26 protein-coding genes and 1 pseudogene are annotated in these 26447 nt (G+C 44.5%); 9 read left to right on the top strand and 18 right to left on the bottom strand.

Going from position 1 to position 26447, the window contains the following annotated elements:
- Window positions 1-16: 16 nt before the first annotated feature.
- Complete coding sequence (gene glsA, locus GNE05_RS07875; protein ID WP_160183199.1) at window positions 17-946, bottom strand: glutaminase A; 930 nt, start codon at window positions 944-946, stop codon at window positions 17-19.
- A gap of 103 nt (window positions 947-1049) precedes the next feature.
- Between glsA and GNE05_RS07870 the strand changes: the two genes are divergently transcribed.
- Window positions 1050-1526, top strand: coding sequence for a hypothetical protein (locus GNE05_RS07870; RefSeq protein ID WP_007409680.1), 477 nt, complete (start codon window positions 1050-1052; stop codon window positions 1524-1526).
- Here GNE05_RS07870 and GNE05_RS07865 read toward each other — a convergent pair.
- Window positions 1521-2849 (bottom strand): PhoH family protein, encoded by a 1329-nt coding sequence (locus tag GNE05_RS07865; protein ID WP_014417660.1) that lies wholly within the window; start codon window positions 2847-2849, stop codon window positions 1521-1523. The two genes, GNE05_RS07870 and GNE05_RS07865, sit on opposite strands and share 6 nt — an antisense overlap.
- A 154-nt stretch (window positions 2850-3003) precedes the next feature.
- Here GNE05_RS07865 and GNE05_RS07860 point away from each other — a divergent pair, with 154 nt between their 5' ends.
- On the top strand, window positions 3004-3627 hold the full coding sequence (locus tag GNE05_RS07860; RefSeq protein ID WP_012117484.1) for a YhcN/YlaJ family sporulation lipoprotein: 624 nt from the start codon (window positions 3004-3006) through the stop codon (window positions 3625-3627).
- A 102-nt stretch (window positions 3628-3729) separates the two neighbouring features.
- Window positions 3730-3939, top strand: coding sequence for a YlaI family protein (locus GNE05_RS07855; protein ID WP_007409677.1), 210 nt, complete (start codon window positions 3730-3732; stop codon window positions 3937-3939).
- 41 nt (window positions 3940-3980) lie between these two features.
- On the opposite strand, the gene GNE05_RS07850 is transcribed toward GNE05_RS07855, so the two are convergent.
- Together GNE05_RS07850 and typA are read right to left on the bottom strand one after the other, a co-directional pair.
- Window positions 3981-4301, bottom strand: coding sequence for a YlaH-like family protein (locus GNE05_RS07850; RefSeq protein WP_015239793.1), 321 nt, complete (start codon window positions 4299-4301; stop codon window positions 3981-3983).
- A 56-nt stretch (window positions 4302-4357) separates the two neighbouring features.
- The gene (gene typA, locus GNE05_RS07845) at window positions 4358-6196 is read right to left on the bottom strand and encodes a translational GTPase TypA (RefSeq protein ID WP_007409675.1); all 1839 of its coding nucleotides are present in this window, start codon (window positions 6194-6196) and stop codon (window positions 4358-4360) included.
- Window positions 6197-6307: 111 nt separating this feature from the next.
- Between typA and GNE05_RS07840 the strand changes: the two genes are divergently transcribed.
- Both GNE05_RS07840 and GNE05_RS07835 read left to right on the top strand, forming a co-directional pair.
- A complete protein-coding gene (locus GNE05_RS07840; protein WP_003154504.1) occupies window positions 6308-6496 on the top strand; it encodes a YlaF family protein in 189 nt (62 codons plus the stop codon).
- Between the two features lie 310 nt (window positions 6497-6806).
- The gene (locus GNE05_RS07835; RefSeq protein WP_160182644.1) at window positions 6807-7424 is read left to right on the top strand and encodes a hypothetical protein; all 618 of its coding nucleotides are present in this window, start codon (window positions 6807-6809) and stop codon (window positions 7422-7424) included.
- Between the two features lie 38 nt (window positions 7425-7462).
- On the opposite strand, the gene GNE05_RS07830 is transcribed toward GNE05_RS07835, so the two are convergent.
- Together GNE05_RS07830 and GNE05_RS07825 are read right to left on the bottom strand one after the other, a co-directional pair.
- Window positions 7463-7756 (bottom strand): anti-sigma factor family protein, encoded by a 294-nt coding sequence (locus GNE05_RS07830; RefSeq protein WP_025284687.1) that lies wholly within the window; start codon window positions 7754-7756, stop codon window positions 7463-7465.
- A pseudogene (locus GNE05_RS07825) lies at window positions 7753-7887 on the bottom strand (RNA polymerase sigma factor); the annotation flags it as partial. The pseudogene GNE05_RS07825 and the gene GNE05_RS07830, both read right to left, overlap by 4 nt.
- Window positions 7888-8253: 366 nt before the next feature.
- Here GNE05_RS07825 and GNE05_RS07820 point away from each other — a divergent pair.
- Entirely contained in the window at window positions 8254-9819 is a 1566-nt protein-coding gene (locus GNE05_RS07820; RefSeq protein WP_007409672.1) for a M4 family metallopeptidase, read from the top strand.
- 51 nt (window positions 9820-9870) lie between these two features.
- Here GNE05_RS07820 and GNE05_RS07815 read toward each other — a convergent pair whose 3' ends face one another.
- The 3 genes from GNE05_RS07815 to GNE05_RS07805 form a co-directional block, all read right to left on the bottom strand.
- Complete coding sequence (locus GNE05_RS07815; protein WP_012117478.1) at window positions 9871-10323, bottom strand: GNAT family N-acetyltransferase; 453 nt, start codon at window positions 10321-10323, stop codon at window positions 9871-9873.
- A complete protein-coding gene (suhB, locus tag GNE05_RS07810) occupies window positions 10310-11107 on the bottom strand; it encodes an inositol-1-monophosphatase (protein ID WP_007611181.1) in 798 nt (265 codons plus the stop codon). The genes GNE05_RS07815 and suhB overlap by 14 nt, the downstream gene beginning before the upstream one ends.
- A 133-nt stretch (window positions 11108-11240) precedes the next feature.
- Window positions 11241-11429, bottom strand: a complete 189-nt coding sequence (locus GNE05_RS07805) for a hypothetical protein (protein WP_003154513.1) — start codon at window positions 11427-11429, stop codon at window positions 11241-11243.
- A 235-nt stretch (window positions 11430-11664) separates the two neighbouring features.
- Here GNE05_RS07805 and GNE05_RS07800 point away from each other — a divergent pair, with 235 nt between their 5' ends.
- Entirely contained in the window at window positions 11665-12297 is a 633-nt protein-coding gene (locus tag GNE05_RS07800) for a DUF1054 domain-containing protein (RefSeq protein WP_007409668.1), read from the top strand.
- A gap of 34 nt (window positions 12298-12331) precedes the next feature.
- Here the strand turns inward: GNE05_RS07800 and GNE05_RS07795 are convergent, their stop codons facing one another.
- Window positions 12332-12598 (bottom strand): UPF0223 family protein, encoded by a 267-nt coding sequence (locus GNE05_RS07795; RefSeq protein WP_007409667.1) that lies wholly within the window; start codon window positions 12596-12598, stop codon window positions 12332-12334.
- A 179-nt stretch (window positions 12599-12777) separates the two neighbouring features.
- Between GNE05_RS07795 and GNE05_RS07790 the strand changes: the two genes are divergently transcribed.
- Window positions 12778-14250 carry an aminotransferase class I/II-fold pyridoxal phosphate-dependent enzyme gene (locus GNE05_RS07790; RefSeq protein WP_012117476.1) on the top strand — a complete coding sequence of 491 codons (1473 nt, stop codon included), beginning with the start codon at window positions 12778-12780 and terminating at the stop codon, window positions 14248-14250.
- 47 nt (window positions 14251-14297) lie between these two features.
- On the opposite strand, the gene GNE05_RS07785 is transcribed toward GNE05_RS07790, so the two are convergent.
- Both GNE05_RS07785 and GNE05_RS07780 read right to left on the bottom strand, forming a co-directional pair.
- On the bottom strand, window positions 14298-14417 hold the full coding sequence (locus GNE05_RS07785) for a GapA-binding peptide SR1P (protein ID WP_003154518.1): 120 nt from the start codon (window positions 14415-14417) through the stop codon (window positions 14298-14300).
- 113 nt (window positions 14418-14530) lie between these two features.
- On the bottom strand, window positions 14531-15331 hold the full coding sequence (locus tag GNE05_RS07780; RefSeq protein ID WP_160182643.1) for a polysaccharide deacetylase family protein: 801 nt from the start codon (window positions 15329-15331) through the stop codon (window positions 14531-14533).
- A gap of 248 nt (window positions 15332-15579) precedes the next feature.
- On the opposite strand from GNE05_RS07780, the gene GNE05_RS07775 reads away from it, so the two are divergent.
- Entirely contained in the window at window positions 15580-15954 is a 375-nt protein-coding gene (locus tag GNE05_RS07775) for a hypothetical protein (RefSeq protein WP_007409664.1), read from the top strand.
- A 47-nt stretch (window positions 15955-16001) separates the two neighbouring features.
- Here the strand turns inward: GNE05_RS07775 and lpdA are convergent, their stop codons facing one another.
- The 6 genes from lpdA to GNE05_RS07745 all read right to left on the bottom strand — a co-directional run bounded on the left by lpdA (window position 16002) and on the right by GNE05_RS07745 (window position 26411).
- Window positions 16002-17414, bottom strand: coding sequence for a dihydrolipoyl dehydrogenase (lpdA, locus tag GNE05_RS07770; RefSeq protein ID WP_007409663.1), 1413 nt, complete (start codon window positions 17412-17414; stop codon window positions 16002-16004).
- A 4-nt stretch (window positions 17415-17418) separates the two neighbouring features.
- Window positions 17419-18747, bottom strand: coding sequence for a pyruvate dehydrogenase complex dihydrolipoyllysine-residue acetyltransferase (gene pdhC, locus GNE05_RS07765; RefSeq protein ID WP_012117474.1), 1329 nt, complete (start codon window positions 18745-18747; stop codon window positions 17419-17421).
- Window positions 18748-18870: 123 nt separating this feature from the next.
- Entirely contained in the window at window positions 18871-19848 is a 978-nt protein-coding gene (gene pdhB / locus GNE05_RS07760) for a pyruvate dehydrogenase complex E1 component subunit beta (RefSeq protein WP_003154528.1), read from the bottom strand.
- 3 nt (window positions 19849-19851) lie between these two features.
- A complete protein-coding gene (gene pdhA / locus GNE05_RS07755; protein WP_007611171.1) occupies window positions 19852-20967 on the bottom strand; it encodes a pyruvate dehydrogenase (acetyl-transferring) E1 component subunit alpha in 1116 nt (371 codons plus the stop codon).
- A gap of 468 nt (window positions 20968-21435) precedes the next feature.
- Entirely contained in the window at window positions 21436-22527 is a 1092-nt protein-coding gene (locus GNE05_RS07750; RefSeq protein ID WP_053573405.1) for a serine hydrolase domain-containing protein, read from the bottom strand.
- Window positions 22528-22559: 32 nt separating this feature from the next.
- Window positions 22560-26411 carry an alpha/beta fold hydrolase gene (locus tag GNE05_RS07745; protein ID WP_160182642.1) on the bottom strand — a complete coding sequence of 1284 codons (3852 nt, stop codon included), beginning with the start codon at window positions 26409-26411 and terminating at the stop codon, window positions 22560-22562.
- Between the last annotated feature and the right edge of the window lie 36 nt (window positions 26412-26447).

Below are 26447 nucleotides of genomic sequence, written 5' to 3'. Positions count from 1 at the left end.
TATGATAAAAAATGTTTCAAAAAATACTCAGCCTGTATTTCTCAGACATGATTTCCAAAAGCTTCACACCCGCGATGCTGTTGCCTTTTTCATCAAGCGCCGGGCCGAATATACCGATTCCGAAGTTGTACGGCGAAATGCCCATGATTCCTCCCGAAACGCCGCTTTTAGCGGGAATGCCGACCTTGATCGCGAATTCCCCGCTCGCATTGTACATGCCGCATGTCACCATAAACGTCTTGCAGATTCTCGCCACATCTTTTTTAATGACCTGCTCCCCGGTTTCCGGATGCTTGCCGTCAAGGGCGAATACACAGCCGATTTTGGCTAAGTCCAGACTGCTCATCTTAATCGCGCACTGTTTTGTATACAGATCCATAACCTCTTCTACATCGCCTTCAAAAATGTCATACTGCTTCATGTAATAACACATGGCCCGATTAATCATGGATGAACTGAATTCCGATTCCGCGACATGTCTGCAATATGTAATGTCCTGATTATTCGCAAGTCTTCTGATGAATCCGAGCAGGTAATCCAGGCGGTCTTTCGGCGAATGCCCTTTAATTAAACCCGTAACGACGAGGGCTCCCGCATTAATCATCGGATTTAAAGGCTTGCCCGGATTCATTGTTTCAAGCTTAATCATGGAATTAAACGGGTCGCCGGTCGGCTCCTGACCCACGCAGCTGAACACCTTTTCCTTTCCGTAATCCATCAGTACGAGCGCCAGAGAAAGCACTTTCGAAATGCTCTGCAGCGTAAATGTCCGGTCGGCGTCTCCTGCCGACAGACATGTATTTTCCGCATGATAAATCGTGACCGAAAGGCTGTCTTGTTCAGATTCAGCCAGAGCTGGAATATAGTCTGCCACTTTGCCTTCTTCGGTCCTTTTTTTCGCTTCCTGAACTAATGCGTCCAGCTCTTGGTAATGCCGGCATACCATGTCGATCACCCTCACTTCGCTGCCGTTGTATACATCTAATTTGCGACGCAAAGTGACAATTCATGCGAAAACTTTTATACTTTAAGTAAAGGGGGGCTTCACCATGAGCGTTATTCAAGTAAAAGGCAATGTTACATACCCGATTACAATTGATCCGAGTGTCTGGATTTTCGATGACCGTAAGTTTCCGTTTGAAAAAAATCAGCCCGTTCATCCGGACGGCTCTGCAGAAACCCAGGAGCATACGCTTGATCCGGAACGGGTGATCAGAGAAGGGCGCATTTCGCCGCCGACTTTAAAAAGCGAAAAACGTTATGAAAAAGAAAGACTGATGAACGGCAGCTTCGCCATGAAGCTCGGCGCTGTTTTAGCAAATGCCGAGCCGAAAGAAAGCGCTGTCCTGTGCGCATTTATTTCAAAATCAGAAAGAACCGAAGTGCCGCTCGAAAAGGCGATGGACGCAATCGCGCATTTCAGCGATGCGGGGAAACCCCTTCAAGACGGCGGCCCGGTCCATTTTTACGTGGACGGAGACTTTGAAAAACCAATAACGGGCGTCACAGAAATCGAAGTTTTATAACAAATCGGCGGCAAGCTGTGCAAGGCCGGATCTCTCACCTTTCACAAGCTTCACGCTGCCGGAGACGGTTTGTTCTTTAAACCGTTCTACAACATAAGCAAGTCCGTTGTTTAAACTGTCTAAGTATGGGTGATCTATTTGCTCCGGATCGCCCATCAGGACAATTTTGCTGCCCTCTCCCACCCGAGTCAAAAGCGTTTTGACCTCGTGCCTCGTCAAATTCTGAGCCTCATCAATAATAATAAATTGATCCGGAATGCTTCTTCCCCGAATGTATGTCAGCGCCTCCACCTGAATCGATCCGATTCCTGCCAAAATCGCTTCAAGTTCACCCGGCTTTTTCGCATTGAATAAAAATTCAAGATTATCAAAGATCGGCTGCATCCACGGCTTGAGCTTTTCCTCTTTTTCGCCCGGCAAATATCCGATATCCTTTCCCACCGGGACGATGGGACGCGCGACGATCAGTTTTTTATAAATACCGAGATCCTCCGTCTGCAGAAGCCCTGCCGCGAGAGCAAGCAAGGTTTTTCCCGTTCCCGCTTTTCCGATCAGGGTGACAAGCGGGATATCTTCCCTCAGCAGGAGTTCAAGCGCCATTGTCTGCTGGACGTTCTTCGGCCTGATACCCCATACGTGCTCATCATCGAAAACGAGTCTTTTTACGGTCTCGCCTTTCTTATCTGCCATGCCGACCGCAGACGAAGATCCTCCTAATTCATCTTTCATCAGCACAAATTGATTCGGATAAACTTGATGCTGCTGAAGCTCCTTAACTGAAATTTGTTTGTTTTTATAAAACGAGGCAAACCGCTCTTTATTCATAAATATATCTTTGTACCCGCTATATATTTCATCATGATCAACGACTCTGTCGTTTAAAAAGTCCTCCGCCAAAAGCCCGATGGCATCCGCCTTTACCCTGACAAGCACATCTTTGCTGACCAGGATGACGAGGCGGCCGTTTTCTTTCGTTTCCTCCTCAAGGCTTAAATTTTTTGCCACCGCCAAAATGCGGTTATCATTCGTTTTTTCGATAAAAATTTCTTGGAGCTGGTGAAATGACCGGTGGTTCAGTTCAATTCTGAGCGTTCCTCCGCTTTCAAGCGGAACTTTCTCGTGCAGCCTTCCTTTCTCCCTGAGCCCGTCTATCAGCTTAGATACGTGCCTCGCATTTCTCCCGACCTCGTCCATATACCGCTTTTTTGAATCGACCTCTTCCAGCACGACGGCGGGGATGACAACTTCGTTTTCTTCAAAGGAAAAAATGGCGTTAGGATCCTGCAAAAGTACATTCGTATCTAACACATAAATTTTACTCAAGTCTCAGCCTCCTGAAATAAGGATCAAAGCCCATCGTGTGCTTCTCTTTCCGCGAAAAACGGGGATGCCTGCTAAAATATATGATTTGGTGAATAAAGATAGAAGGTTAATTCAACAATAAAATAAATGAAAGCATTCAAGGAGGAAATCTGACGTGCGAATTCTTTTCATTATCATACAAGCCTTATTTATCCTTACCGGCTGCACTGCTGTACAGGACGGCCGCGGCCGCAATATTCAGAACGAATCAGCCGATCAGCGCGATGCAAAACCGATCCATGTGAAAAATACAGCTCCTGAGACAGCTGAAAATCCCGGCCGGACAGACATCGCTAAGCATCTCGTCGAGGTAACCGAAAAAATCCCCGGCATTTCAGATGCCACCGCGGTTGTACTCGGAAGATACTCCGTTGTCGGTATCGATGTGGATGACAATTTAGAAAGAAGCAAAGTGGAGAGCATTAAATACACGGTTGCCCAGGCGTTAAAAAACGATCCTTACGGTGCCAATGCCGTTGTCGTGGCTGATCCTGATACGGTTTCCCGTCTGAGAGGCATGGGCAGCGACATTAAGGCCGGCCGCCCTGTTTCAGGCATTTTGGACGAACTTGCCGCCATCGTCGGCCGCGTCATGCCGGAAGTCCCGAATGATGTGACCGACAATGAAAAAGAATCACCGACTCAATCGAATGATGATCAGCTGAACCAAAGAGACCAGAACAAGCTGCAGAACGAACAGAACGATCAATCGGATCATCATATGAAAAACCGCCGGTAAAAAGCAGCGCCCGCTCCAAAGGAAGGGCGCTGCTTTCTTTCCCTTTGGCAGGAGGGGCATCCATGATATAATGCTTGTCATAGTGAAAGAGGTGAAAAATCAATGAGAGTAAAATGTTCCATTTGCGACAAAATCGAACAAATTGATGATGAAACACTGACAGCCAAACGCCTCCGCAATCGTCCGATTCATACATATATGTGCCGGGAATGCCATGACCGAATCAAAGTCAAAACGGAGGCGCGGCTGAATACCGGACACTTTTCCTTTCATCCCGGACAAAAAGCGAAAAAAGATAAACTGAAAAAATAAACCGAATAAAAAATGACCCGCCGGAAGGCAAGGTCATTTTTTTATTGCGGTTTAGCTGACTGGCTTTTTTTGGACTGGTGCAGACGGATTTTGTAAATGATCAAAATCAAGGCGGCGACAACAAGCCCTTCTCCGACCGGCAGAAACACACCGAAAAAAGTCAGCACGGTGCAGCCGAGCACGAGGAAGAGATAAACTGCCGCAGCCTTCAACACCGGCAGCCGTTTGGCAAAGCCGAGTTTAAATACAATTACCGAAAGCACGACGATCGTTCCGTATAACAGCCACATTCCCGTCAGCGGATGCTCATCCACTTGGTAAAGAGCCGCAAAGAACGACAGCCGTTCACTTACTTCATTCAAAAGGATCCCCCTCCCCTTTTACGTTCGGGTTCTACCTTTTCAAATTCTGCAAGTGATTAAGACATTCCTGCTGTTTTTTTCTTTTTCGCCGCTTTTTCACGTTCGTTTTTATTCAGGATTTTCTTTCTTAAACGGATGGATTCCGGCGTTACTTCACAGTATTCATCTTCGTTTAAGTACTCGAGTGATTCTTCAAGCGACATAATGCGCGCTTTCTTAATCGTAGTCGTTTGATCCTTCGTAGCGGAACGGACGTTTGTCTGCTGTTTCATTTTGCTTACATTGACGACAAGGTCATTGTCACGGTTATGTTCGCCGACAATCATGCCTTCATATACTTCTGTTCCGGGCTCAACGAAGATGACGCCGCGGTCTTCAATACCTTGAATTCCGTAAGATGTCGCTTTTCCGTTTTCCATGGAAACGAGCACACCCTGACGTCGGCCTCCGACTTGGCCTTTTTGCATCGGCTGATAGCTGTCAAACGTGTGGTTCAGGATACCGAAACCGCGTGTCAGTGACAGAAACTCAGTAGAATAGCCGATGAGTCCGCGTGAAGGTACGGTAAAGATCAGGCGGACCTGGCCGTTTCCGTTATTAATCATATCAAGCATTTCGCCTTTTCTCGCACCCATTGATTCCATAACAGAACCGGTATGCTCTTCAGGCACATCAATCTGCACGCGCTCAACAGGCTCGCAGCTTACGCCGTCGATTTCCTTAATGATAACTTCAGGTTTAGACACTTGAAGCTCATAGCCTTCACGGCGCATGTTTTCAATTAAAATGGACAGGTGAAGCTCACCGCGTCCTGAAACAACCCATGCGTCAGGTGATGCGGTCGGTTCGACACGAAGACTGACGTCTGTTTGAAGCTGCGCGTTCAGACGCTCTTCAATTTTGCGGGCTGTGACATATTTGCCTTCACGGCCTGCAAACGGGCTGTTGTTTACGACAAATGTCATTTGGAGCGTAGGCTCATCAATGCGCAGAACCGGCAGCGGCTCATGGTGGTCAGCCGGACAAACCGTTTCACCGACGTTGATGTCTTCCATGCCCGAAACGGCAACGAGGTCTCCCGCTCTCGCTTCTTCAATTTCCACGCGTTTCAATCCTTGGAAACCGAAGATTTTCGTTACACGGAATGATTTTACCGTTCCGTCAAGTTTCATCAATGAAACCTGCTGACCCACTTTCATCGTGCCGCGGAAAACGCGTCCGATACCGATACGGCCGACATAATCATTGTAATCAAGCAGCGCCACTTGGAATTGAAGAGGCTCTTCGGCGTTATCTACCGGGGCAGGGACATGTTCTAGAATCGTTTCATACAGTGATTCCATATTTTCGTCCTGCTTTTTCGGATCCAGACTTGCCGTTCCGTTAATCGCAGAAGCGTAGACGACAGGGAACTCAAGCTGTTGTTCGTTTGCGTCAAGCTCGATGAACAAATCAAGCACTTCATCAATGACTTCTTCCGGGCGGGCGAAATCACGATCGATTTTGTTTACGACGACAACCGGATTTAAGTTCTGCTCAAGGGCTTTTTTCAGTACGAAACGGGTTTGCGGCATGCAGCCTTCATATGCGTCAACGACTAACAGAACGCCGTCAACCATTTTCATAATCCGTTCTACCTCTCCGCCGAAGTCGGCGTGTCCCGGAGTGTCCAAAATATTAATGCGTGTATCTTTATAGTTAATCGCAGTATTTTTCGCAAGAATTGTAATACCGCGTTCACGTTCAAGATCGTTTGAATCCATTGCGCGTTCGGCAATATTTTCGTTGGCACGGAATGTTCCGGCTTGGTGAAGCAATTGGTCTACCAAAGTCGTTTTCCCATGGTCAACGTGGGCAATAATCGCGATGTTGCGAAGATCGTTTCGAAGTTTCACATTTTCATCTCCTAAAAAAATTAGATAACTTTCATATTATACCACACATCCTCTTTAAAAGCGTTACGTTTTTCTGTAAACTGAAAGTATGACGTTAAAGGGGATGGAAATATGAAAAAATTGAATTGGCTCTTATTATTATTTGCATTCGCAGCAGTCTTCAGCATGATGCTGATCGGCGTATCAATCGCTGAGAAAAGCGCATGGGGCATCATCGGAAGCATTGTTCTCGTTATCGCCATGATGGGAAGCGGTTTCACCGTAAAGAAAAAAATGCGCGAACAGGGACTGCTTGATTAAAAGCATGACCCTTTGCAAAATTCCGTAAACATGGAAAGAAAATATCTAATGAAGCCTGAATCAAAGATTCAGGCTTTTTTACATCCTCAAAACAGGCTCCAGATGTAAGGCTTATCTCCCCCGCCGCCTAGTCAGGAAGCCGGAAATGACAGCTCCCATTCTAGTTACATCAGCAGATTCCCTCAGAATATGCAGTCTGAAATAGTCCGGCATCGTTATGCAGAAAATACCATACCTCCTATTTCAATTCCATCATTGTCTTTTTATACTTGTGGCTGTAAGCAAATACACATGACAAGGAGAGAACGAAATGAAAACATCTTTTTTGAAGAAAACCGCTGTAACTGCCGCAGCAACCGCCTCAGCCGCCTTGCTTGCATTCAGTCCGCTTGATTCTGCCGGCGCAAAAACGATTCAGGCAAATGAACCGCATGTCCTGCAGGCTTCCGCAGAGAAAACACCGGAAGACGCGGCAAAACTCATTGACATCATCAGCCAATCGATTTACGAAAAAGACGGTGTCTATTATTTTGACGGCGAAAAAGCGGTTGAATTAGGATTAGATCAAGAACAAGCCCAGATCATTCAAAAGCTGTGGGACAGTTCAACCGAATTTTTAACCGTTATTTCTCAATGTATTGAGAAAACGGACGGCGAATATACATTTAATAAAGAAAAAGCGGTGGAGCTCGGCTTTACGGAAAAAGAGGCCCTTATCGTTGATCAGCTGTTCACCGCTTTTTCCCAAAGTCTTCATATCCTTCAATCTGCGCTGATTGAAGAAGACGGTGTGTATACGTTTGATCAGGACCTTGCTGAAAAAGCAGGAGCAGGAAAAAAAGAAGCAAAGCTATGTGCCGGATTCTTTAATTCACTGCCCCAGGAATTGCTTGAAGGCATTTATACAGCCTTTCATCCGGCTGAGTAAACGGATTAAAACGCCCGGTCATTCAGCCGGGCGTTTTTTTAAATCAGCAGTTTAAGGACCAGCATGATAAGAAATACAGCGCCGAACAAACAGGCTGCTTTTATCAGCAGCTTTCCGTAATACCGTTCCTTAAACCGCCTTTCTTCTTCTGCATAACAGGCTGGCGCCTTCATCTCAGGGCTGCCGAGGTCAAGCGGCTCCTTCATCATATGATATAAACTCCCGCACTTACCGCATGATTCAAGATGACGGGAAATAAATCGCTCCGTTTCTGTTTCACAATCGCCTTCAATATATAAAGGGAGTAAATCTCTCACTAAACAGCAAGTCATATCTGTCCGTCCTTCCTTTTTTCCGCCAAGTGCTGTTTCAGCTGCATTCTTGCCCTGTACAGGGTGCTCTTCACCTTCGAAAGACTCCAGTCCAAAACATCAGCAATCTCTTCGTAAGACAGCTCTTGAAATACCTGTCGAAATGCTGAATAAAATGACTGAAAATCTCTGACATCTGAAACAATCCTTTTCGTTTATTAAGGCCTCACCCATTTAGACAAACGGCTATAAAAAAAGTTTTACAGATCGGAACATTTTTCCCCTATCATTTTTCCCGACTTCATTTGTCATTTTTTTCAGAATAAATCGCATCATTCGACTCATGTTTGATTCAACACGTGCCTCTCGGCTTATCCCCCGATGCCGGCCGCCGGAAGCCTTTCCGGGACGATTCTATCAATTCATCAGCGGAGTCTAGTTTTATATTGCAGAATGAGAGAATGCTGGTTTATTATAACAATATAAGTTTTCATTATTTTCAAAAAGGGGGATTTATTGTGGGTTTAGGTAAGAAATTGTCTGTTGCTGTCGCCGCTTCCTTTATGAGTTTAACTATCAGTCTTCCGGGTGTTCAGGCCGCTGAGAATCCTCAGCTTAAAGAAAACCTGACGAACTTTGTGCCGAAGCATTCTTTGGTGCAGTCTGAGTTGCCTTCAGTCAGTGACAAAGCAATCAAGCAATACTTGAAACAAAACGGCAAAGTCTTCAAAGGCAACCCTTCTGAGAGACTGAAGCTGATTGACCACACGACCGATGATCTCGGCTACAAGCACTTCCGTTATGTGCCTGTCGTTAACGGTGTGCCTGTGAAAGACTCGCAAGTCATTATTCACGTCGATAAATCCAACAATGTCTATGCGATTAACGGTGAATTAAACAACGATGCTTCTGCCAAAACGGCAAACAGCAAAAAATTATCTGCAAATCAGGCGCTGGATCATGCTTTTAAAGCAATCGGCAAATCACCTGAAGCCGTCTCTAACGGCAACGTTGCAAACAAAAACAAAGCCGAGCTGAAAGCAGCGGCCACAAAAGACGGTAAATACCGCCTCGCCTATGATGTAACCATCCGCTACATCGAACCGGAACCAGCTAACTGGGAAGTAACCGTTGATGCGGAGACAGGGAAAGTCCTGAAAAAGCAAAATAAAGTGGAGCATGCCGCTGCAACCGGAACAGGTACGACTCTTAAAGGAAAAACGGTCTCATTAAATATTTCTTCTGAAAGCGGCAAATATGTAATGCGTGATCTTTCTAAACCTACCGGAACGCAAATTATTACGTACGATCTGCAAAACCGACAGTATAACCTGCCGGGCACGCTCGTATCAAGCACTACCAACCAGTTCACAACTTCTTCTCAGCGCGCTGCCGTTGATGCGCATTACAATCTCGGCAAAGTGTACGATTATTTCTATCAGACGTTTAAACGCAACAGTTACGACAATAAAGGCGGCAAAATCGTATCTTCCGTTCATTACGGCAGCAAATACAATAACGCGGCCTGGATCGGCGACCAAATGATTTACGGTGACGGTGACGGCTCATTCTTCTCGCCTCTTTCCGGTTCAATGGACGTAACGGCCCATGAAATGACACACGGTGTTACACAGGAAACAGCCAACCTGAACTATGAAAATCAGCCGGGCGCTTTAAATGAATCCTTCTCTGATGTATTCGGATACTTCAACGATACTGAGGACTGGGATATCGGTGAAGATATTACGGTCAGCCAGCCGGCTCTCCGCAGTTTATCCACTCCGACAAAATACGGACAGCCCGACCATTACAAAAATTATCAAAACCTTCCGAACACTGATGCCGGCGACTACGGCGGCGTGCATACAAACAGCGGAATTCCGAACAAAGCCGCTTACAACACGATTACAAAAATCGGCGTGAAAAAAGCGGAGCAGATTTACTACCGCGCACTAACGGTATATCTCACTCCGTCATCAAACTTTAAAGATGCAAAAGCAGCTTTGATTCAATCAGCGCGGGACCTTTACGGCTCTCAAGACGCTGCAAGCGTAGAAGCGGCCTGGAATGCGGTCGGCTTGTAAACAAGAAAAGAGACCGGAGAAATCCGGTCTCTTTTTTATATCTGAAACATTTCACAATGGCTTCACCATGATCATATATGTCTTTTCACGATCGTCTTTTTCAAGCTTAAGCTGTTCAAAGCCGCATTGGCTTAAAAACAAAACCCATTCCTGCCTGTCCAGGGGAACAGCTGAAAACATCGCTTTATGCTCCCCTCTCAGCCGGCCCGCAATCTCTTCAATGACCGCGCGTCCGATTCCTTTCTCTTTTGCCTCCGGAGCGACGGCCACGGTTCCGAGCCACGGTTTTCCGTTTGAAGGCGCCCATTCCAAATGAAAACTGACGGCGGCAGGAGCGCCGTCAATCTCCCATACGAGCCACGTTCCATTGTACATGGAGTATGCAAGCATAAACTCCGCCGCATTTTTTGTTCCGAACTCTTCGTTTTTCCACACCGGGTGTGCAGCCGCCAGCTGCTCCAGAAACCCGAGATCTTCTTCTTCAAAATCTCTACCTGTCAGCATGTAAATAGTCGTCAAAGATAATTTTATGTATTGCCGGATTGCCCGCAAGCACGCTGTGGTTGTCTAAAAACGTAAACGGTTCGCCGTCTGTGGTCGTGTAAATGCCCCCGACTTCGTTCAGCAGCACACAGCCGGCAGCGTAATCCCACGGCGCGAGCCTCATCGTAATGTATGCGTCAATGCGGCCGGCCGCAACACTGGCCAGCTCAAGTGCCGCCGAACCGTAGGAACGCGTTCCTCTGACCCGTTTTACGAGCGGCGCCAAAATACTCGGGTCAATCCTTCTGTTTTCCGTCACCCATGTGGCATTGATTGCAATAATGGCTTCTTCAATGGAAGCTTCTTTTAAAGGAGCAAGCGGCGTGTCGTTCAGATAAGCCCCTTTTCCGCTGAATGCGTGATACAGTTCGTCCTGCATCACATCATAAATTAAGCCGATTTTGCCTTTTCCGTCTTCAAAGATGCCGATGGAGATCGCGAAATGCCGCTTTTGATGGACAAAATTCATCGTTCCGTCAATCGGATCAATAATCCAGACGATTCCGTCAAGGGAGCGGAGTTTATCCCCCTGCCCTTCTTCTCCGAGAATCCGGTGTCCGGGAAAAGTTCCTTGTATACGGTCAATGAAAAAGCGCTCCGTCTCTTTATCAATATTTGTGACTAAATCATTCGGATTTGATTTTGTTTCAATCGTCAAGCTTTCCTGCATGGATTGTCTGATTCTCGTTCCGGCTTCTTTTACCCATTTTTTTGCGATATCATCAATTTCCGTCCAATTTGTCATACCGTGTACCTCTTTTCTATGTATAGCTTATTCTATAGCATACTGATAAAGGCGATGAAAAAGCAAGGAAAATGAAAAAAATGCCTTCTCACGTAAAAACGAACCATTTCCTGCGGTTCGTTTTTACTATTCTTTATCCGTTAAGCCGAATCCATTCTTTTCTGAGACGTTCCAGTTTTCTTTTGCTGAGATCAATTTGATCTTCATTCTCTTTTTGCATGGCCTCATACAGGGTTGCCAATTCATAATCAACCTCTAGTCTCCAGACAGCTACACGGTTATTTTTTTCCTCCCTGAATCCTTCCTTCACCACTTGCCTCATTGTCTTTCGCCCCTTCCAGAGATCATTTGTTAAAAAAGCATCCCATTTTCCACTTTATTAATGATACTTCTTATATCGTATGGAAACTTATATTCGGCTGTAACAACATTCTTAAAATTGTGTGTTTACCTATTCGTTTTTTACCACCAATCCTCTCGGCTCAAACGTTCTCAATGTTTTTGCGGCAGGCGGCGGCTGTGGTAAAATATGAATACTTACGATAAGGAGGAAAAAGATGACTCAGATGCGTTTTACAAAAGAAGACTTCGATACATTTACAATAGAAGGTTTAGATCCGCGCATGGAGGTGTTAAAAGAACAAGTCCGCCCGAAGCTGACCTTGTTAGGAGAGCATTTCGCACCGACATTGTCAGCATTGACAGGAGATGAAATGTTCCCGCATGTCGCCAAGCACGCGAGAAGATCTGTCAACCCGCCGGCTGACAGCTGGGTTGCCTTTGCCAACAGCAAACGCGGGTATAAGAAACTCCCTCACTTTCAGATCGGTTTATGGGACACCCATATGTTTGTATGGTTTGCCATCATTTATGAATCTCCGATAAAAGAGGAATACGGCAGATTGCTGGAAGCGAAGCAGGAGGACATCACAAAACAGATTCCCGGTCATTTTGTATGGTCGCCGGATCATACGAAGCCAGGTGCGTACAAGCAGTCCGACATGGATCAGGAGCAGCTGAAAACATTATTTGAACGCCTGCAGACAGTGAAAAAAGCAGAGCTTTTGTGCGGCATTCAGCTGCAAAAAGAAGACGTGATCAACATGAACAACAATGAATTCCTGCAAACCATTGAAGATGCTTTTAGGAAGCTTTCCTTTTTATACACACTGACTCAGAAAGTCTCATAACATAAAAAGCGGGCCGATTGCCGGCTCGCTTTGTCTACATTTTGATAATCGCTTGATCTGATTGTTTCGCCTGTTTCACAGTCCGATACGGGGAATAGGTGCTGTCAGCTTCAAATTGGCTGCAGATTTTCTTTTCTTCCGCTTTCCCGGGAACGATTTCTTTAAAGCGGCGGTACGCATTCAGAAGTCTGTCTCGGTCAGCTCCTTTTTCATAGGCGTTTTCCACCTGCTGAAAAAAAGCAATAACATCCACGGCCTCCTCTGTCGTCCAGTCCTCATTCATCGGATATTGATATTCCAAATGTCTTCACTCCTTTATAATCATGCTCAAAATAAGCATCTTCCATAGATCATAAATTGTTCTTTACTTTCTTTCAAGTTCATAATATAATTCATTTGTTTTACGTTTAAAAAACGGGTAATAAAACTGAATGTAATACAAACTAATCCGTAGGTATTATGATAAAGGTGGGAAAACAATTGCCGCAACATGAAACACCCCTGTACAGCGGACTGAAAAAGCACGCGGACAGACAGCCTGTCCAATTCCACATTCCGGGCCATAAAAAAGGCGCGGGAATGGATCCGGAATTCAGACAATTTATCGGAGAAAACGCGTTAAGCATAGATTTAATTAATATCGAACCTCTGGATGATTTACATGCGCCAAAGGGCATCATTAAAGAAGCCCAGGATCTGGCCGCTCGAGCATTCGGCGCAGACCATACCTTCTTTTCCGTACAAGGGACGAGCGGCGCCATTATGACGATGGTCATGGCCGTATGCGGACCCGGAGATAAAATCATCATCCCGAGAAACGTTCATAAATCCATTATGTCGGCCATTGTATTTTCCGGAGCGGTGCCGATTTTTATACACCCGGAAATTGACGATGAGCTCGGAATTTCTCACGGCATTACGCTCGAGTCCGCCGAGCGGGCTTTGACGGAGCACCCTGACGCAAAAGGCCTGCTTGTCATAAATCCGACGTACTTCGGTGTGGCAGCTGACTTGAGCAGCATTGTAAAGCTCGCGCATTCTTTCGATGTGCCTGTGCTTGTCGATGAAGCGCACGGCGTGCATATTCATTTTCATGATAAGCTTCCTCTGTCCGCCATGCAGGCGGGCGCTGATATGGCAGCTACTAGCGTGCACAAATTGGGAGGCTCCCTGACGCAGAGCTCCATATTAAATGTGAGAGAAGGCCTTGTTTCCAAAGAAAGAGTACAGTCGATTTTAAGCATGCTGACGACAACGTCAACATCCTATCTGCTTCTCGCTTCACTTGATGTCGCAAGAAAACGCCTCGCTACAGAAGGCCGCGATCTTCTTGAAGATACGATTCTGCTGGCGGATCAGACACGGGAACGCCTCAATCAAATTGAAGGCATCCGCTGTGTCGGCGAAGAAATCACAGGGTCTAAAGCTGCATTCAGTTATGATCCGACTAAATTAATCATTTCGGTCAAAAACCTCGGCCTGACGGGTCATGACGTTGAAAAATGGCTCCGCGAATCATATAATATCGAAGTCGAGCTGTCCGATTTGTATAATATTTTATGTATTTTCACCCCCGGCGACAGAGCGGGAGATGCCGACCGTCTTGTAAGCGCGCTTACAGACATTTCAAAGCAGGCTTCCGACAATGACTATGCTCATCAGCAAACCGAAGTTCTGCTTCCTGAGATTCCTCTGTTAGCGATGACGCCAAGAGACGCGTTTTACGCAAATACGGAAGTCATTCCGTTAAAAGAATCCGCAGGACGGATCATCGCAGAGTTTGTCATGGTGTACCCGCCGGGAATTCCGATCTTTATTCCGGGCGAGATCATTACTGAAGAAAATATCAGCTACATTTTTAAAAACTTGGACGCCGGCCTTCCTGTGCAGGGTCCCGAAGATGCAACGCTTGAAATGATCAGAGTCATCAAAGAGCAAAAAGCCATCCAATAAACATAAAGAAGCCCGAAACGAAATCGTTTCGGGCCTTTTTACGCTTTTTACTCTTCTTCAAGATGACACTGGCATTGTCCGCAGCATGTTCCGTATAACGTCGTGACCTTCTCATCCTCAAAGTAATGAATCGCTTCGTTACAGTCTTGGCAAACAATTGTACCCATCTGTCATTCCCCATTTCTCAGAATTTGAAAACGCTTAATTTTCACTTGTTGTTATTATATTATTATGTCACATTTAATATGTCAACTGATAAATTGTATAACACATTTATTTTTTACGGTCTTTTTATAGCTTGAGGGTCAATCACAGTATATCCTTTATGACGCAATCCTTTTACAATGTCCGGCATGGCTTCCGCCGTCCATTTCCGGTCATGCATCAATATGTTGGCCCCGTCCCGCAGATAAGGACTGCTCAGTGTGATATCGGTAAGCGCTTTTTTGGATTGATATTTCTGATCCCAATCATACCCGAAGGTCCAGTTCATTTTCACCATACCTTCTTTTTTTATAAGTCTGTCACTGTAGTCCGTATTGCTTCCGAAAGGCGCCCTGAAAAATGCGGGTTTCTCTCCTATTACCTTTTCAACCGCTTTATTGACGCCAATGATTTCTTCCCGTTGTTTTTGTTCGGAAAGATCTTTTAAGTTTTGATGAGTCATTGTATGATTACCGATCATAAAACCTAACTCATGAATATGCTTAAGCGCTTTCTTATTTTCATCTTTTTTCAAAAAATGTCCGTTTACAAAAAAGATCGCTGACGCATTGAGATCGTGCAGTTTGTCCGCAATCTCAGCGGCATGCTGATCAGGCGCGTCATCGATCGTTACCAATGCGATCGGTTTTTTCTCTTTCTGTTCATCCATTTTTTCCACAGAAAAGCTTTTCGGATTGATATAGTAACGGGGCTCCGCCTTCTGTTTTTTCTGTTTTTCCTCTTTTGTATGGTGGTTTTCCCGTTTGGCATGATTGGCCGCGGCTTGAGAATGGGGTTTGTTTGTTTGCATCTTTTCATTTGATTGGCAGCCGGCGAGTAAGCACATACATATGACGGCTGCAGCGGCTTTATACATGACAATCCCTCCTGATATGGTTTTGCTCCCAGTATAACGAAAAAACAGCGCTCTCACGAAAAACAATGTGCCTTTTTTACACATCGGCTGCGCAAGTTGTCACACGTATTATTTCTTCATTAAAAACGGTTTCAATTATATAACAATTCAGTAACAAGCCTTAGGTTTTTCACCTCTCGTGATACACTTGATATAGTCCTTATAAATGGATGAACCCATATATTATATAAAACAGAGGAGTAAGATAGATGCGCTACCGTACGGTGATTCCCTTTTTTTTAATGCTGTTCGTTCTGTCAAGCTGTTCGGTTTCTACTGTCAGTCCATTCACAAAAAACCGGATCGACAGCATTCATCACACTCAAATCTTGTTTTTTTCCGATGAAAATCATATAGATAAAGAAGTGCCTTATTACGATGCGATTCTTGATTTAGAAAAGAAATATCCCCATCATGTCGATCAAATGAAGGTTTATGACAACAGAAAGGGATGGGAAGAGGAAATCAACACGTTCCCTGCGCTGATGGTGATCAATCATCGGCATGTGGTCATGAAGATTGAGGGATCCGTAAAGAAAAAAGAGGATATCATCAAACCTATGCAGCATGTGCTTGCACAATAAAAACAGCCCCCGCTTTTACAAACGGGGGCTGTTTCTTTGTTACATTATTATTTTACGATATGGATCGGGCTTCCGATTGCTACTTCGGCAGCTTCCATAGTGATTTCGCCCAATGTCGGGTGAGCGTGAATTGTCATTGCGATATCTTCAGCAGTCATTCCGCCTTCGATCGCCAGGCTCAATTCAGAAATCATGTCAGAAGCGCTTGCGCCGGCAATTTGCGCACCGATTACAAGACCGTCTTCTTTACGAGTGATCAGCTTCATGAAGCCGTCAGTTTCGTTAAGAGACAGCGCACGTCCGTTTGCTGCAAACGGGAACTTAGCTGCAACGACTTCAATGCCTTCTTCTTTCGCCTGTGCTTCAGTGTAACCGACAGAAGCCAGTTCAGGCTCAGAGAATACAACCGCCGGAATACCGAGGTAATCGATTTCAGCCGGCTCTCCTGAAATAGCTTCGGCAGCGATTTTACCTTCGTAAGACGCTTTGTGAGCCAGTGGAGGTCCGTCAATGATGTCACCGATTGCGTAAATGTTCGGTACGTTTGTGCGGCACTGCTTGTCTGTTTTAATGACACCGCGGTCAGTCATTTCGATACCGACTTGCTCAAGGCCGAGCTCATCAGTGTTCGGACGGCGTCCGACAGTGATTAATACGTAATCAGCATCAACCGTTTTTTCTTCGCCTTTTACTTCGAATGTAACTGTTACGCCGTCAGGTCTTTCCTCAACGCCTTTAGCCATGGCGCTTGTATGGATTTCAACGTTGCCTTTTTTCTTCAGTCTGCGGGTAACGAGAGAACTCATTTGTTTTTCGAAGCCAGGAAGAATTTCATCTCCGCCTTCTAAAATAACCAATTCAGTTCCGAAGTTCGCATACGCTGTTCCAAGCTCAGTACCGATATATCCGCCGCCGATAACAACGAGCTTTTTCGGAATTTCTTTAAGTGCAAGTGCGCCTGTAGAGTTCAGAACGCGTTCGCTATATTTGAAGTTTGGCAATTCGATAGGGCGAGAACCGGTAGCAATGATTGCGTTTTTAAATGTGTATGTTTGCGCAGAGTTCTCATCCATTACACGGACAGAGTTGCTGTCTACGAAATAAGCTTCCCCTTTTATAACATCCACTTTATTTCCTTTTAAAAGACCTGCAACACCGCCGGTAAGCTTATTTACAACAGAAGCTTTCCATTCTTGGACTTTTGTAAAGTCAACCGTTACGTTCTCAGCAGTGATCCCCATGTCATCTGAATGTTTTGCATTCTCGTAACGATGGCCTGCATTGATGAGCGCTTTTGAAGGAATACAGCCGACGTTCAGACAAACGCCTCCAAGAGTTGCTTTTTCAACGACTGTTACTTTTTGTCCAAGCTGAGCAGCGCGGATGGCAGCTACATAGCCGCCGGGTCCCGCACCAATCACAAGAGTATCTGTTTCAATAGGGAAATCTCCTACTACCATAACATTACGCCTCCATTAAAATAAGTTGTGGATCGTTCAGTAAACGCTTGATGTGGTTTAACGCATTTTGTGCAGTTGCTCCGTCAATCATACGGTGGTCAAAGCTGAGAGAAAGAGCTAAGACAGGAGCAGCTACAATTTCACCGTCACGGACGATTGCTTTTTCAGCAATACGGCCGATACCGAGAATCGCAACCTCTGGATGGTTGATAACCGGTGTGAACCATTGGCCTCCGGCAGAACCGATATTTGTGATCGTGCAAGAAGCGCCTTTCATTTCCGCAGGTGCAAGCTTGCCTTCACGCGCTTTTGTAGCAAGGCTGTTGATTTCATCAGAGATTTCGAAAACGGCTTTACGGTCGGCATTTTTCACTACCGGCACAAGCAGGCCTTTTTCGGTATCCGCTGCAATTCCGATGTTGAAGTAATGTTTTTGGATCACTTCATCTGTTTTATCATCAATAGATGTGTTTAAAACAGGGAATTTTTTCAAAGCGGATGTTAATGCTTTGACGACGTAAGGCAGATAAGTCAGCTTGATGCCTTGATCAGCAGCAACTTGTTTGAACTGTTTGCGGTGAGCAACAAGATTTGTTACGTCAACTTCATCCATAAGAGTTACGTGCGGTGCAGTATGCTTAGAGTTCACCATTGCTTTCGCGATCGCTTTACGGATACCGCTCATTTTTTCGCGTGTTTCAGGGAATTCACCTTCAGGAGCCTGAGCCGCTGCAGGTTTAGCTGTTTCCTGAGGTGCAGCTGTTTCTTGCGGTGCCGCTTCTTGAGCCGCTCCTCCATTTGCAAAGCTGTCGATATCTTCTTTTACAACACGTCCGTTATTGCCTGAACCTGTTACTTTACGGATATCCACGCCTTTTTCACGGGCATATTTGCGTACGGAAGGCATGGCGATCACGCGTTTGTTCGGATCTGCTTCCACTTGGTCCTGCTGTCCTGCGCCGGTTTCTTTTGCAGGCTCTTTAGGAGTCTCTTCTTTAGAGATATCCTGCCCTGCTTCAGCAGACGACTGAACTTGAGCTTCAGTTTTCGCATCTCCTGAATCATGGCTTCCTTTAAATTGAAGATCTTCGTAACCAGGTGCGTCAAACGTAATAATCGTTTGTCCAACAGTTGCAACTGTTCCCTCTTCAACTTTTAATTCTAATACTTTTCCTTTAACAGGTGAAGGAATTTCTACCACTGCTTTATCATTTTGCACTTCAGCCAGAACATCGTCTTCTTCTACCTCGTCGTTCGGCTTAACAAACCATTTTACGATTTCGCCTTCGTGGATACCTTCCCCGATATCCGGAAGTTTAAATTCAAATGCCACAGTTTTCGACCTCCTAGTTGATTAAGCAAATTTTAGTTATGCATTCGCAAGCATTGAACCTAGTAAACAGATTCCTTCATATAAGAAAAAAGGACTCTCTTTACCGTCTTTTATGATGCCTGATTAAAATTCAAGAACTTTTTTCGCAGTTTCAAGAACGTCTTTATGGTTTGGAAGCCATACGCTCTCAGCAAGCGAGAAAGGAAATACTGTATCAGGCGCCGCAACACGCAGAACCGGAGCTTCCAGGCTCAGAATCGCGCGATCATTGATTTCAGCTACAACGTTGGCAGCGATGCCGGCTTGTTTTTGAGCTTCTTGCACGACAATTGCGCGGCCTGTTTTTTCAACAGAAGCAATAATCGTATCAATATCAAGCGGACTTACAGTGCGAAGGTCGATAACTTCAGCAGAAACGCCTTCTTTTTCAAGCTCTTCAGCAGCCTTAAGCGACTCATGAACCATCGCGCCGTATGTGATGATAGAAAGGTCAGTACCTTCGCGTTTCACATCAGCTTTGCCTAGCTCGATTGTGTATTCCTCCTCAGGAACTTCCTGACGGAAAGAACGGTAAAGTTTCATATGCTCTAAGAAAACAACCGGATCATTGTCTCTGATAGAGGCAATCAGCAGGCCTTTTGCATCGTAAGGAGTGGATGGGATAACAACTTTAATACCCGGTTGCTGAGCGATAAGGCCTTCCAAACTGTCAGCGTGAAGTTCAGGTGTATGAACCCCTCCGCCGAATGGAGAACGGATTGTCACCGGAGAAGTCCAGCGTCCGCCGGAACGGTAGCGGAGACGAGCCATTTGTCCTGAGATTGAATCCATTACTTCATATACGAATCCGAAGAATTGGATTTCCATAACAGGACGGTAATCTTGCAGGCCTAAACCGAGAGCGAGACCGCCGATACCGGATTCAGCAAGCGGCGTGTCAAATACGCGGTCCTCACCGAATTCTTTTTGAAGGCCTTCAGTTGCACGGAATACGCCTCCGGCAACGCCTACATCTTCCCCGAAAAGCAGAACGTTTTCATTGTTTTTCAGTTCTGTGCGTAACGCATCAGTGATCGCTTGAATCATTGTCATTTGCGCCATGGCTTACTTCGACTCCTTCGCTTTGTAAATTTCAAGTTGTTCTTTCAAGTTGAACGTCGGCTCTTCAAACATATTCTCAATCAGCTCTGTTACTTTCGGTTTTGATTCGCCGTCAGCCTTTTTGATAGCTTGTTTGATTTCTTCTTTGGCCTGTTCAATCACTTTGTTCTCTTCTTCTTCAGACCATAGTCCTTTGTTTTCCAAGAACTTGCGGAAACGTACGAGCGGGTCTTTTTGCTCCCATTCATTTTCTATTTCTTTCGTACGGTATTTAGTCGGATCGTCACCGGACATTGTATGAGGTCCGTAACGGAATGTAAGAGTTTCGATCAGAGTCGGACCTTCACCGTTAATTGCGCGCTGGCGTGCTTCTGCGGTTGCAGCGTAAACGGCAAGTGCATCCATTCCGTCTACTTGAACACCTGTAATACCGACGGCAACTGCTTTTTGGGCAATTGTCTGTGCGGATGATTGCTTTTCTACAGGAGTTGAAATCGCATAGCGGTTATTCTGAACAACGAAGATCGCTGGCGCTTTAAATGCTCCGGCAAAGTTCATTCCTTCATAGAAGTCACCTTGAGAAGCTCCGCCGTCACCAGTGTAAGTAATAGCTACCGCTTTTTTACCGCGCTTTTTAAGACCTAAAGCTACACCTGCGGTTTGAATAATTTGAGCACCGATAATAATTTGAGGTGATAAAGCATTTACTCCCTCAGGCATCTGATTACCTTTAAAATGGCCTCTTGAGAACAGGAATGCCTGATGTAAAGGAAGCCCGTGCCAAATCAGCTGAGGAACGTCACGATAACCCGGAAGGATAAAGTCGTCCTGTTCAAGCGCGAAGTGTGATGCAATTTGAGAAGCTTCCTGGCCCGCTGTCGGTGCATAGAAACCTAAACGTCCTTGACGGGAAAGAGAAATTGAACGCTGGTCTAAAATGCGGATATACACCATTCTTCTCATTAATTCCTTTAACTGATCATCTGAAAGATCAGGCATTGCGTCTTTATTTACGACTTCTCCTTCAGCATTTAAAATTTGGAACGTTTCAAACTGCTTATGAATAGCATCAAATTGTTTTTTGCTATCAACAATTGAAGTTTTTGTCTTTGCAGCCATTTTTTAAACCACCTCTTCTTTTGATTTAACAGGGTTAGGATACCGTTTAGCCATCCGTATTAAAAACAGTCTTATCATGCTCTGCAATTCTAAAATTAATCATTCAGAAATTCACATAGCGCTTAAGCAGATAATGACGTTTAAACTGTACTAATAAAAAAAGATTTTTTATTAGTACAATATGATCAACAACCATAGTTTACAGTAATTAAACAAAGCCGTCAATCATTTATAACCTCATTTTGAAACCGCTTATAAAACTTAAGATCATATTGCGCCAAACTGTACTATAAAAGACTTTAAACTGTATTATAAATATGCTCTACTGTACTATAATTAAAAAAAATTACAAAGAGTAAATTAAGTTATTTAACTTAGGGGCGGGCTTTGAAAAGATGCCGCGGGATAAAAACGGGCAGTTAGCAATCGTCCCGCCTGCCGAACAGACGGGACGATGCTTTTGTCTAATTATTCAATACCCGCCCACACGATATTCAGCGGCGTCAGCACGGCATGAGGGTGAAACTCGGAAATCGGAGTGAAAAATACATACGTAAAATCTTCGGCTGGATCAGAAAACATGCCGCACCAACCCATTCCAAGATGTGAGAAGGTGCCTTCTGTCATGAAATAATGGTCACCGGCCGGCCACAAATTAATGCCTAAACCAAAGCCGCCTTCCTCTCTGGGCGCTCCGAAGAAGTAAAAAGGAAGACCGGGCTTTATTTGATTTCTCAGCATCGCCTCGACTGTTTTTCTTCCAAGCAGCTTCTTATCTTTCAATCTGCCTTTATTTCTAAACATTTCAGCTAACTTCCAAATATCTCGCAACGAAGAGTACAGACCGCTTGTCGCTTTATTCGGAAAATACGGGTGATGACTTTTTTCCAGCTGTACGCACTCGTGCTCATTGATCACACAAACTTCTTCTTTTAAAGCATCAGGCACATAAAAATACGTTCTTTCTAATCCGAGCGCTTCAATAATATGCTTTGTTACATACTGTTCGTAGGATACGCCTGTTACTTTTGAAATAATGATGCCAAGTATAACAAAGCCGGTTCTGGAATAGTTCCATGCTTCATCCACTCCGTACTCCAAAGGCGTACTGACCAGATAGTTTATCCATTCTTCCTCATTCGTTAAGTCAATGCCTTCAGCCTTTTGAATATCCAGCTCAAAACTTAATCCCGCCGTATGAGTCAAAAGGTGCAAAATTTTAATTTCTCCGAAACCCGGTTTATCAAACGCAGGCAAAATGAGCTTGACCGGCATTTTCAGATCGAGCAAACCTTTTTCGACGAGCTGCATGACGGCTACAGCGGTAAACACTTTTGTCAAAGAACCGATTTCTCTGATTGTATCAAGCTGAAATGTTTGCTTTTCTTTTTGTCCGCCGGTAAATTCCCCTAACGACTCAGCTGCAAAAACCTCACCTCCTCTTGACATCATATAACTCGCACATTGCAGAACTCCATTGTCTATCATCGTCTGATAATGGCTGTTAAGAGCGTTAATTTGTTTCATATCAAATGCCGGATTGCTTATTGTTTGTTTCATTGTTTTCTCCCCCTGTACTGTATGTATCGTTTTCATCCCTTACTTACTGATTTCTTGATGAATTCTGACACCGCTTTATTAAATTCTTCCGGATGTGTGATGTTCGGAAGATGCCCCGCTCCCTTAATTTTCTTTAATTCTGCATTGCTCAGCAGTTTCTGCAGCCTTTTTGTTTCTTTCTGATCAACTACGCTTTCCTTCTCACCCGTAAGGATAAGCGTTCTTGTATGAATGTCTTTTAAAAAGCCGATTGTAGAATAGCCTTCTTGTTGATGTATCTTCATAAAACGTTCAATAGAAGCATTTAAGAATTGATTACTGTATAAACTTTCATATTCATGCGACTTTCCTATAGCTATAAAATCATTTTTCAGTTTTTCCTCGACACTGCTTTCAGGGTCTTCTTCGTATTCGGTGTAACTTCCGGAAAGAATGAGCGTTTTTACTTTTTCAGGGTATTCATAGGCTATCCTCTGCCCTATCATGCCTCCCCAAGAAGCTGCCGCAATGTGGATCGGCCAAGCAACCCCTATCTCGTTCAGCACTTCGATAAAAGTCTGAGCCAGCCCGCTCAGTGTAAAATCGGCGCTCCCCTCACTCAGCCCGTAACCCGGTGTGTGTATGACAATTACATTAAATTGATCTGCCCACTCCTTCATTTGTTCTTTCCACATGTAAGCAGTGGTAGCAAAACCGCAAATCAGTAAAATTGTTTCACCCTTACCGCTCATCAATATTTCCATATGCCGGGCATTTTCTGTGTTTGCCAGAAAATGAACGGTTTCCGTTTCTTCTGTCTGGTAAAAAGCGATGAGTTTTTTTGCGGCATCGCTTTGATTGTGCTGAAGGGCTCCTTTCTTCAGTCTGCTCCAATAATGCAAATAATCGTCGAGATGACGATTGGAAGCCGTGCCGAGTATCCGGAAAGGACTTTCAGCTTCTCCCGTAACGACTGACGAAGCATCAAAATCGGCTGCAATCGCTGAATCTCTTACCAGAGGCGGTGCTGAACGGGCGGATAACGGCTTGAAATCGTTTTGTATTTTTTCTTTTTCTCCGTATAACACGATCAGCTGGTGGTCTTGGCCGAGAAGCGAGTGTTCAAAAGCTTTGATTCCGGCAGTATTTTCTAATGGGTGAAGTCCGTACTCCGTTTTCATAATATCTTGAATGCCGGGATCAACTGACATGCCTCCGTCTTTCCAGAAAGGCCAATTTACAGCGATGGTTTTTCCTGATCTTCCCCCCGCCTTTCTCATACATTCCCTCCACTCGGCAAAATGCTCCAAAAAACGATTGGCGTAGGCGTAATCGGCTTGACCCAGACTACCGATTTCTGAGGAGATGGAAGAAAACAAAACAAAAAAGTCTAAAGGCATATTTCTGAGCGCTTCATCCAAATGAATCACACCATTGACCTTTGATTGCAGCACCGCTTGAGCTTCCGCGTCTGTTTTATTCATAATGAGAGAGTCTTTTAACACGCCTGCACTGTATATGACCCCGTTGATTTCGGAATAATCAGCATGAATTTTTTCCGCTAACTTGATGACCTGCTGCTTATCTGACATGTCAGCCTGGATATAAGAAATGCTTGCCCCGTCATATCGGATGCTGTCTAATTTTTCTTCCATGTCTGCTGTCATTTTCGATCGCCCGACAATGATAACGCTGGCTCCGTGATTTGCATAAAGAAACGCTGAAATAATCCAGCCGATGCCGCTTAATCCTCCGATGATGAGATACACCCCGTTTTTTGCAAACTTTGCGGCCTTTTGTCCTGTTTGCGGCGAAGCGTCTTTATATGCTGTCACCCGCCTTTTTTGATCGCCGTCATATTTCACAGCCTGATGATGTCCGGCACTTAATTCATTGAGAAGCAAAGGTGCTTTTTCAATGGTTTGTCTTGAAGAAATCTCAACCGTTTTACACTTTATATTCGGCTGCTCCGCATTCAGCGTTTTAAAAAAGCCTCCAATCGCGGCGTAAACCGGATTTGTATATTGACCCTTGTCATGTACGTACAGAATGTTGATGTTTTCTTTTACTTTTTGATGGATCAAAGCTTTACTCAAATAAAGAATTGAATAAAAGCTGTGAGTCAAATCTAACGCTGCCTCAGTATAAGCTTTTTTTGACAGGTAATGAATGATTGACGCCGGAAATGCTCCGGACTTTTTCATATCTTCTAACAGTCTGGAGTAATGAGCAGACTGCTCCGGATTAAATTTATAATGCTTTTCATTTACCATTTCATATTCAGCGGCGGCTTCCGCATAAATAACATTTTCACTGCCGATGTACTTTCGGATTTCATCACTCAATGAACTGTCGAAATCGAAAATCAGTGTATTTTCCTTAGGTACTTCTCCGGACTTTAATGGCGATTCTATCCATTCTTTTTGTAAATACAAAGATTCAAGCACCGGCTTTTCAGACGGCTCTTTCGTTTGCGTTTTTTCTTTAAAAGCTGCGGCCGGCGTATTACGCACATCATATTTTTCTTCTAAATAAGCCGCTAAATCATGAATATTGTTATAATCAAAAAGCAATGTCGGATACAATTGTGTATCCAATCTTTCCTCGAGCATTTTCGATATATGCAGCAGCTGTTTTGAGTCAAGACCCAGTTCGTAAAAAGATTGGTGTTTGTCCGCTTTATTTGGCGGTGTGTTTGTAACCTCTCCAATAATGGATGACAGCTCATCTGTTAATGTTTTATGACTGTCTTGGTGCTGAACTGTATCAGAGATAGAGTCTGTAATGTTAGCTCCGTATTTCCCCTGCAGATATTCCGTCAATTCACCGATTGTGGAGTAATCAAATAATAAAGTCGGGTACAGCTTTGAACCTAACATCAGTTCTAATTTTTTGGATAAGTCTAATAATTGTTTAGAATCCAAGCCCATCTCGTAAAAGGAAATATCATTCTTCACTGTTTCAGCAGGTTTTTCAATCATGCCGGCTATCTCTTGGATCAAATTATTTCTGATCATTTCTTTATTGTTCGCTACGCTGCCGACCTCTTTAGCTTTTTGGGAATGCTCCAGCCTTTGTATTGATTTTTCATTTCTGACTCTTTTCACACCGAATCGCTCATAATAAAAAGCAAGCTCTCCATCAGGCCTGTATACTTCTATGTCCGCATATAAAATGTCTTTTGAAGGCGGCTGCGTTATACTGGTTTTATTAATATACACAAAACAAGACCCAGTTGTTTTATGCAGTGCCCGGAATGTCTCAATATATATTGGGATAAACGCATTTGTTCCTTCATCCGGCAAGTCTGATGTAAGGATTCCCAACAAGCTGAGAGACCCATCCAAAAATGCGGGATGCATGTAAAAGTCATCTGTATATTCTTTTGAAAGTCCGCTTAAACTGACCTCTCCCAGAATATAATTTTCACCTTCATATACTGTACCTTCCAATTTCATAAAATCTTTATGAATCAGGCCGCCCCTGCGCAAATTACGATAGGCGGATTCAGCATCCGAAGTCCGGACGGCTCCTTTCTTTAATTCTTCGATTGAAATTGTCTTTTCGTTTATCGCATTTTTTCTTATGATTTCCGCCTGCAAGTTGACTGACGCTTCACCTTCCGCCTTTTCAGCGACCCATTTCCTGCTTGTTGTTTCAACAAGCCAGCCGTTTTCTTGTTCCGTAAACTGGAAGGTGACTTTTTTATCAAAATGGACTGACGTCGCAACAGGTTCACGGAATAAAACATGTTTGATTTCAAGACTTCGGGGGGATATCCCTTTCTCAGCTAAAAATCGTGTTATTAAATCCAGATACGTTACGCCGGGTATCGTACGCACTTGATGAAGGACATGGTCTGAAACAATATAATCGTCATGTTTGACTAATACGCTGAACCTCATGCAACTCGACAACCTTTCTTCTTTTACAAAGTAAAG

The organism is Bacillus sp. AM1(2019), assembly GCF_009906915.1.
Lineage (GTDB): Bacteria > Bacillota > Bacilli > Bacillales > Bacillaceae > Bacillus > Bacillus velezensis.
The sequence above is the reverse complement of the archived record's forward strand: the minus strand, read 5'-3'. Positions and strand labels throughout refer to the sequence as shown.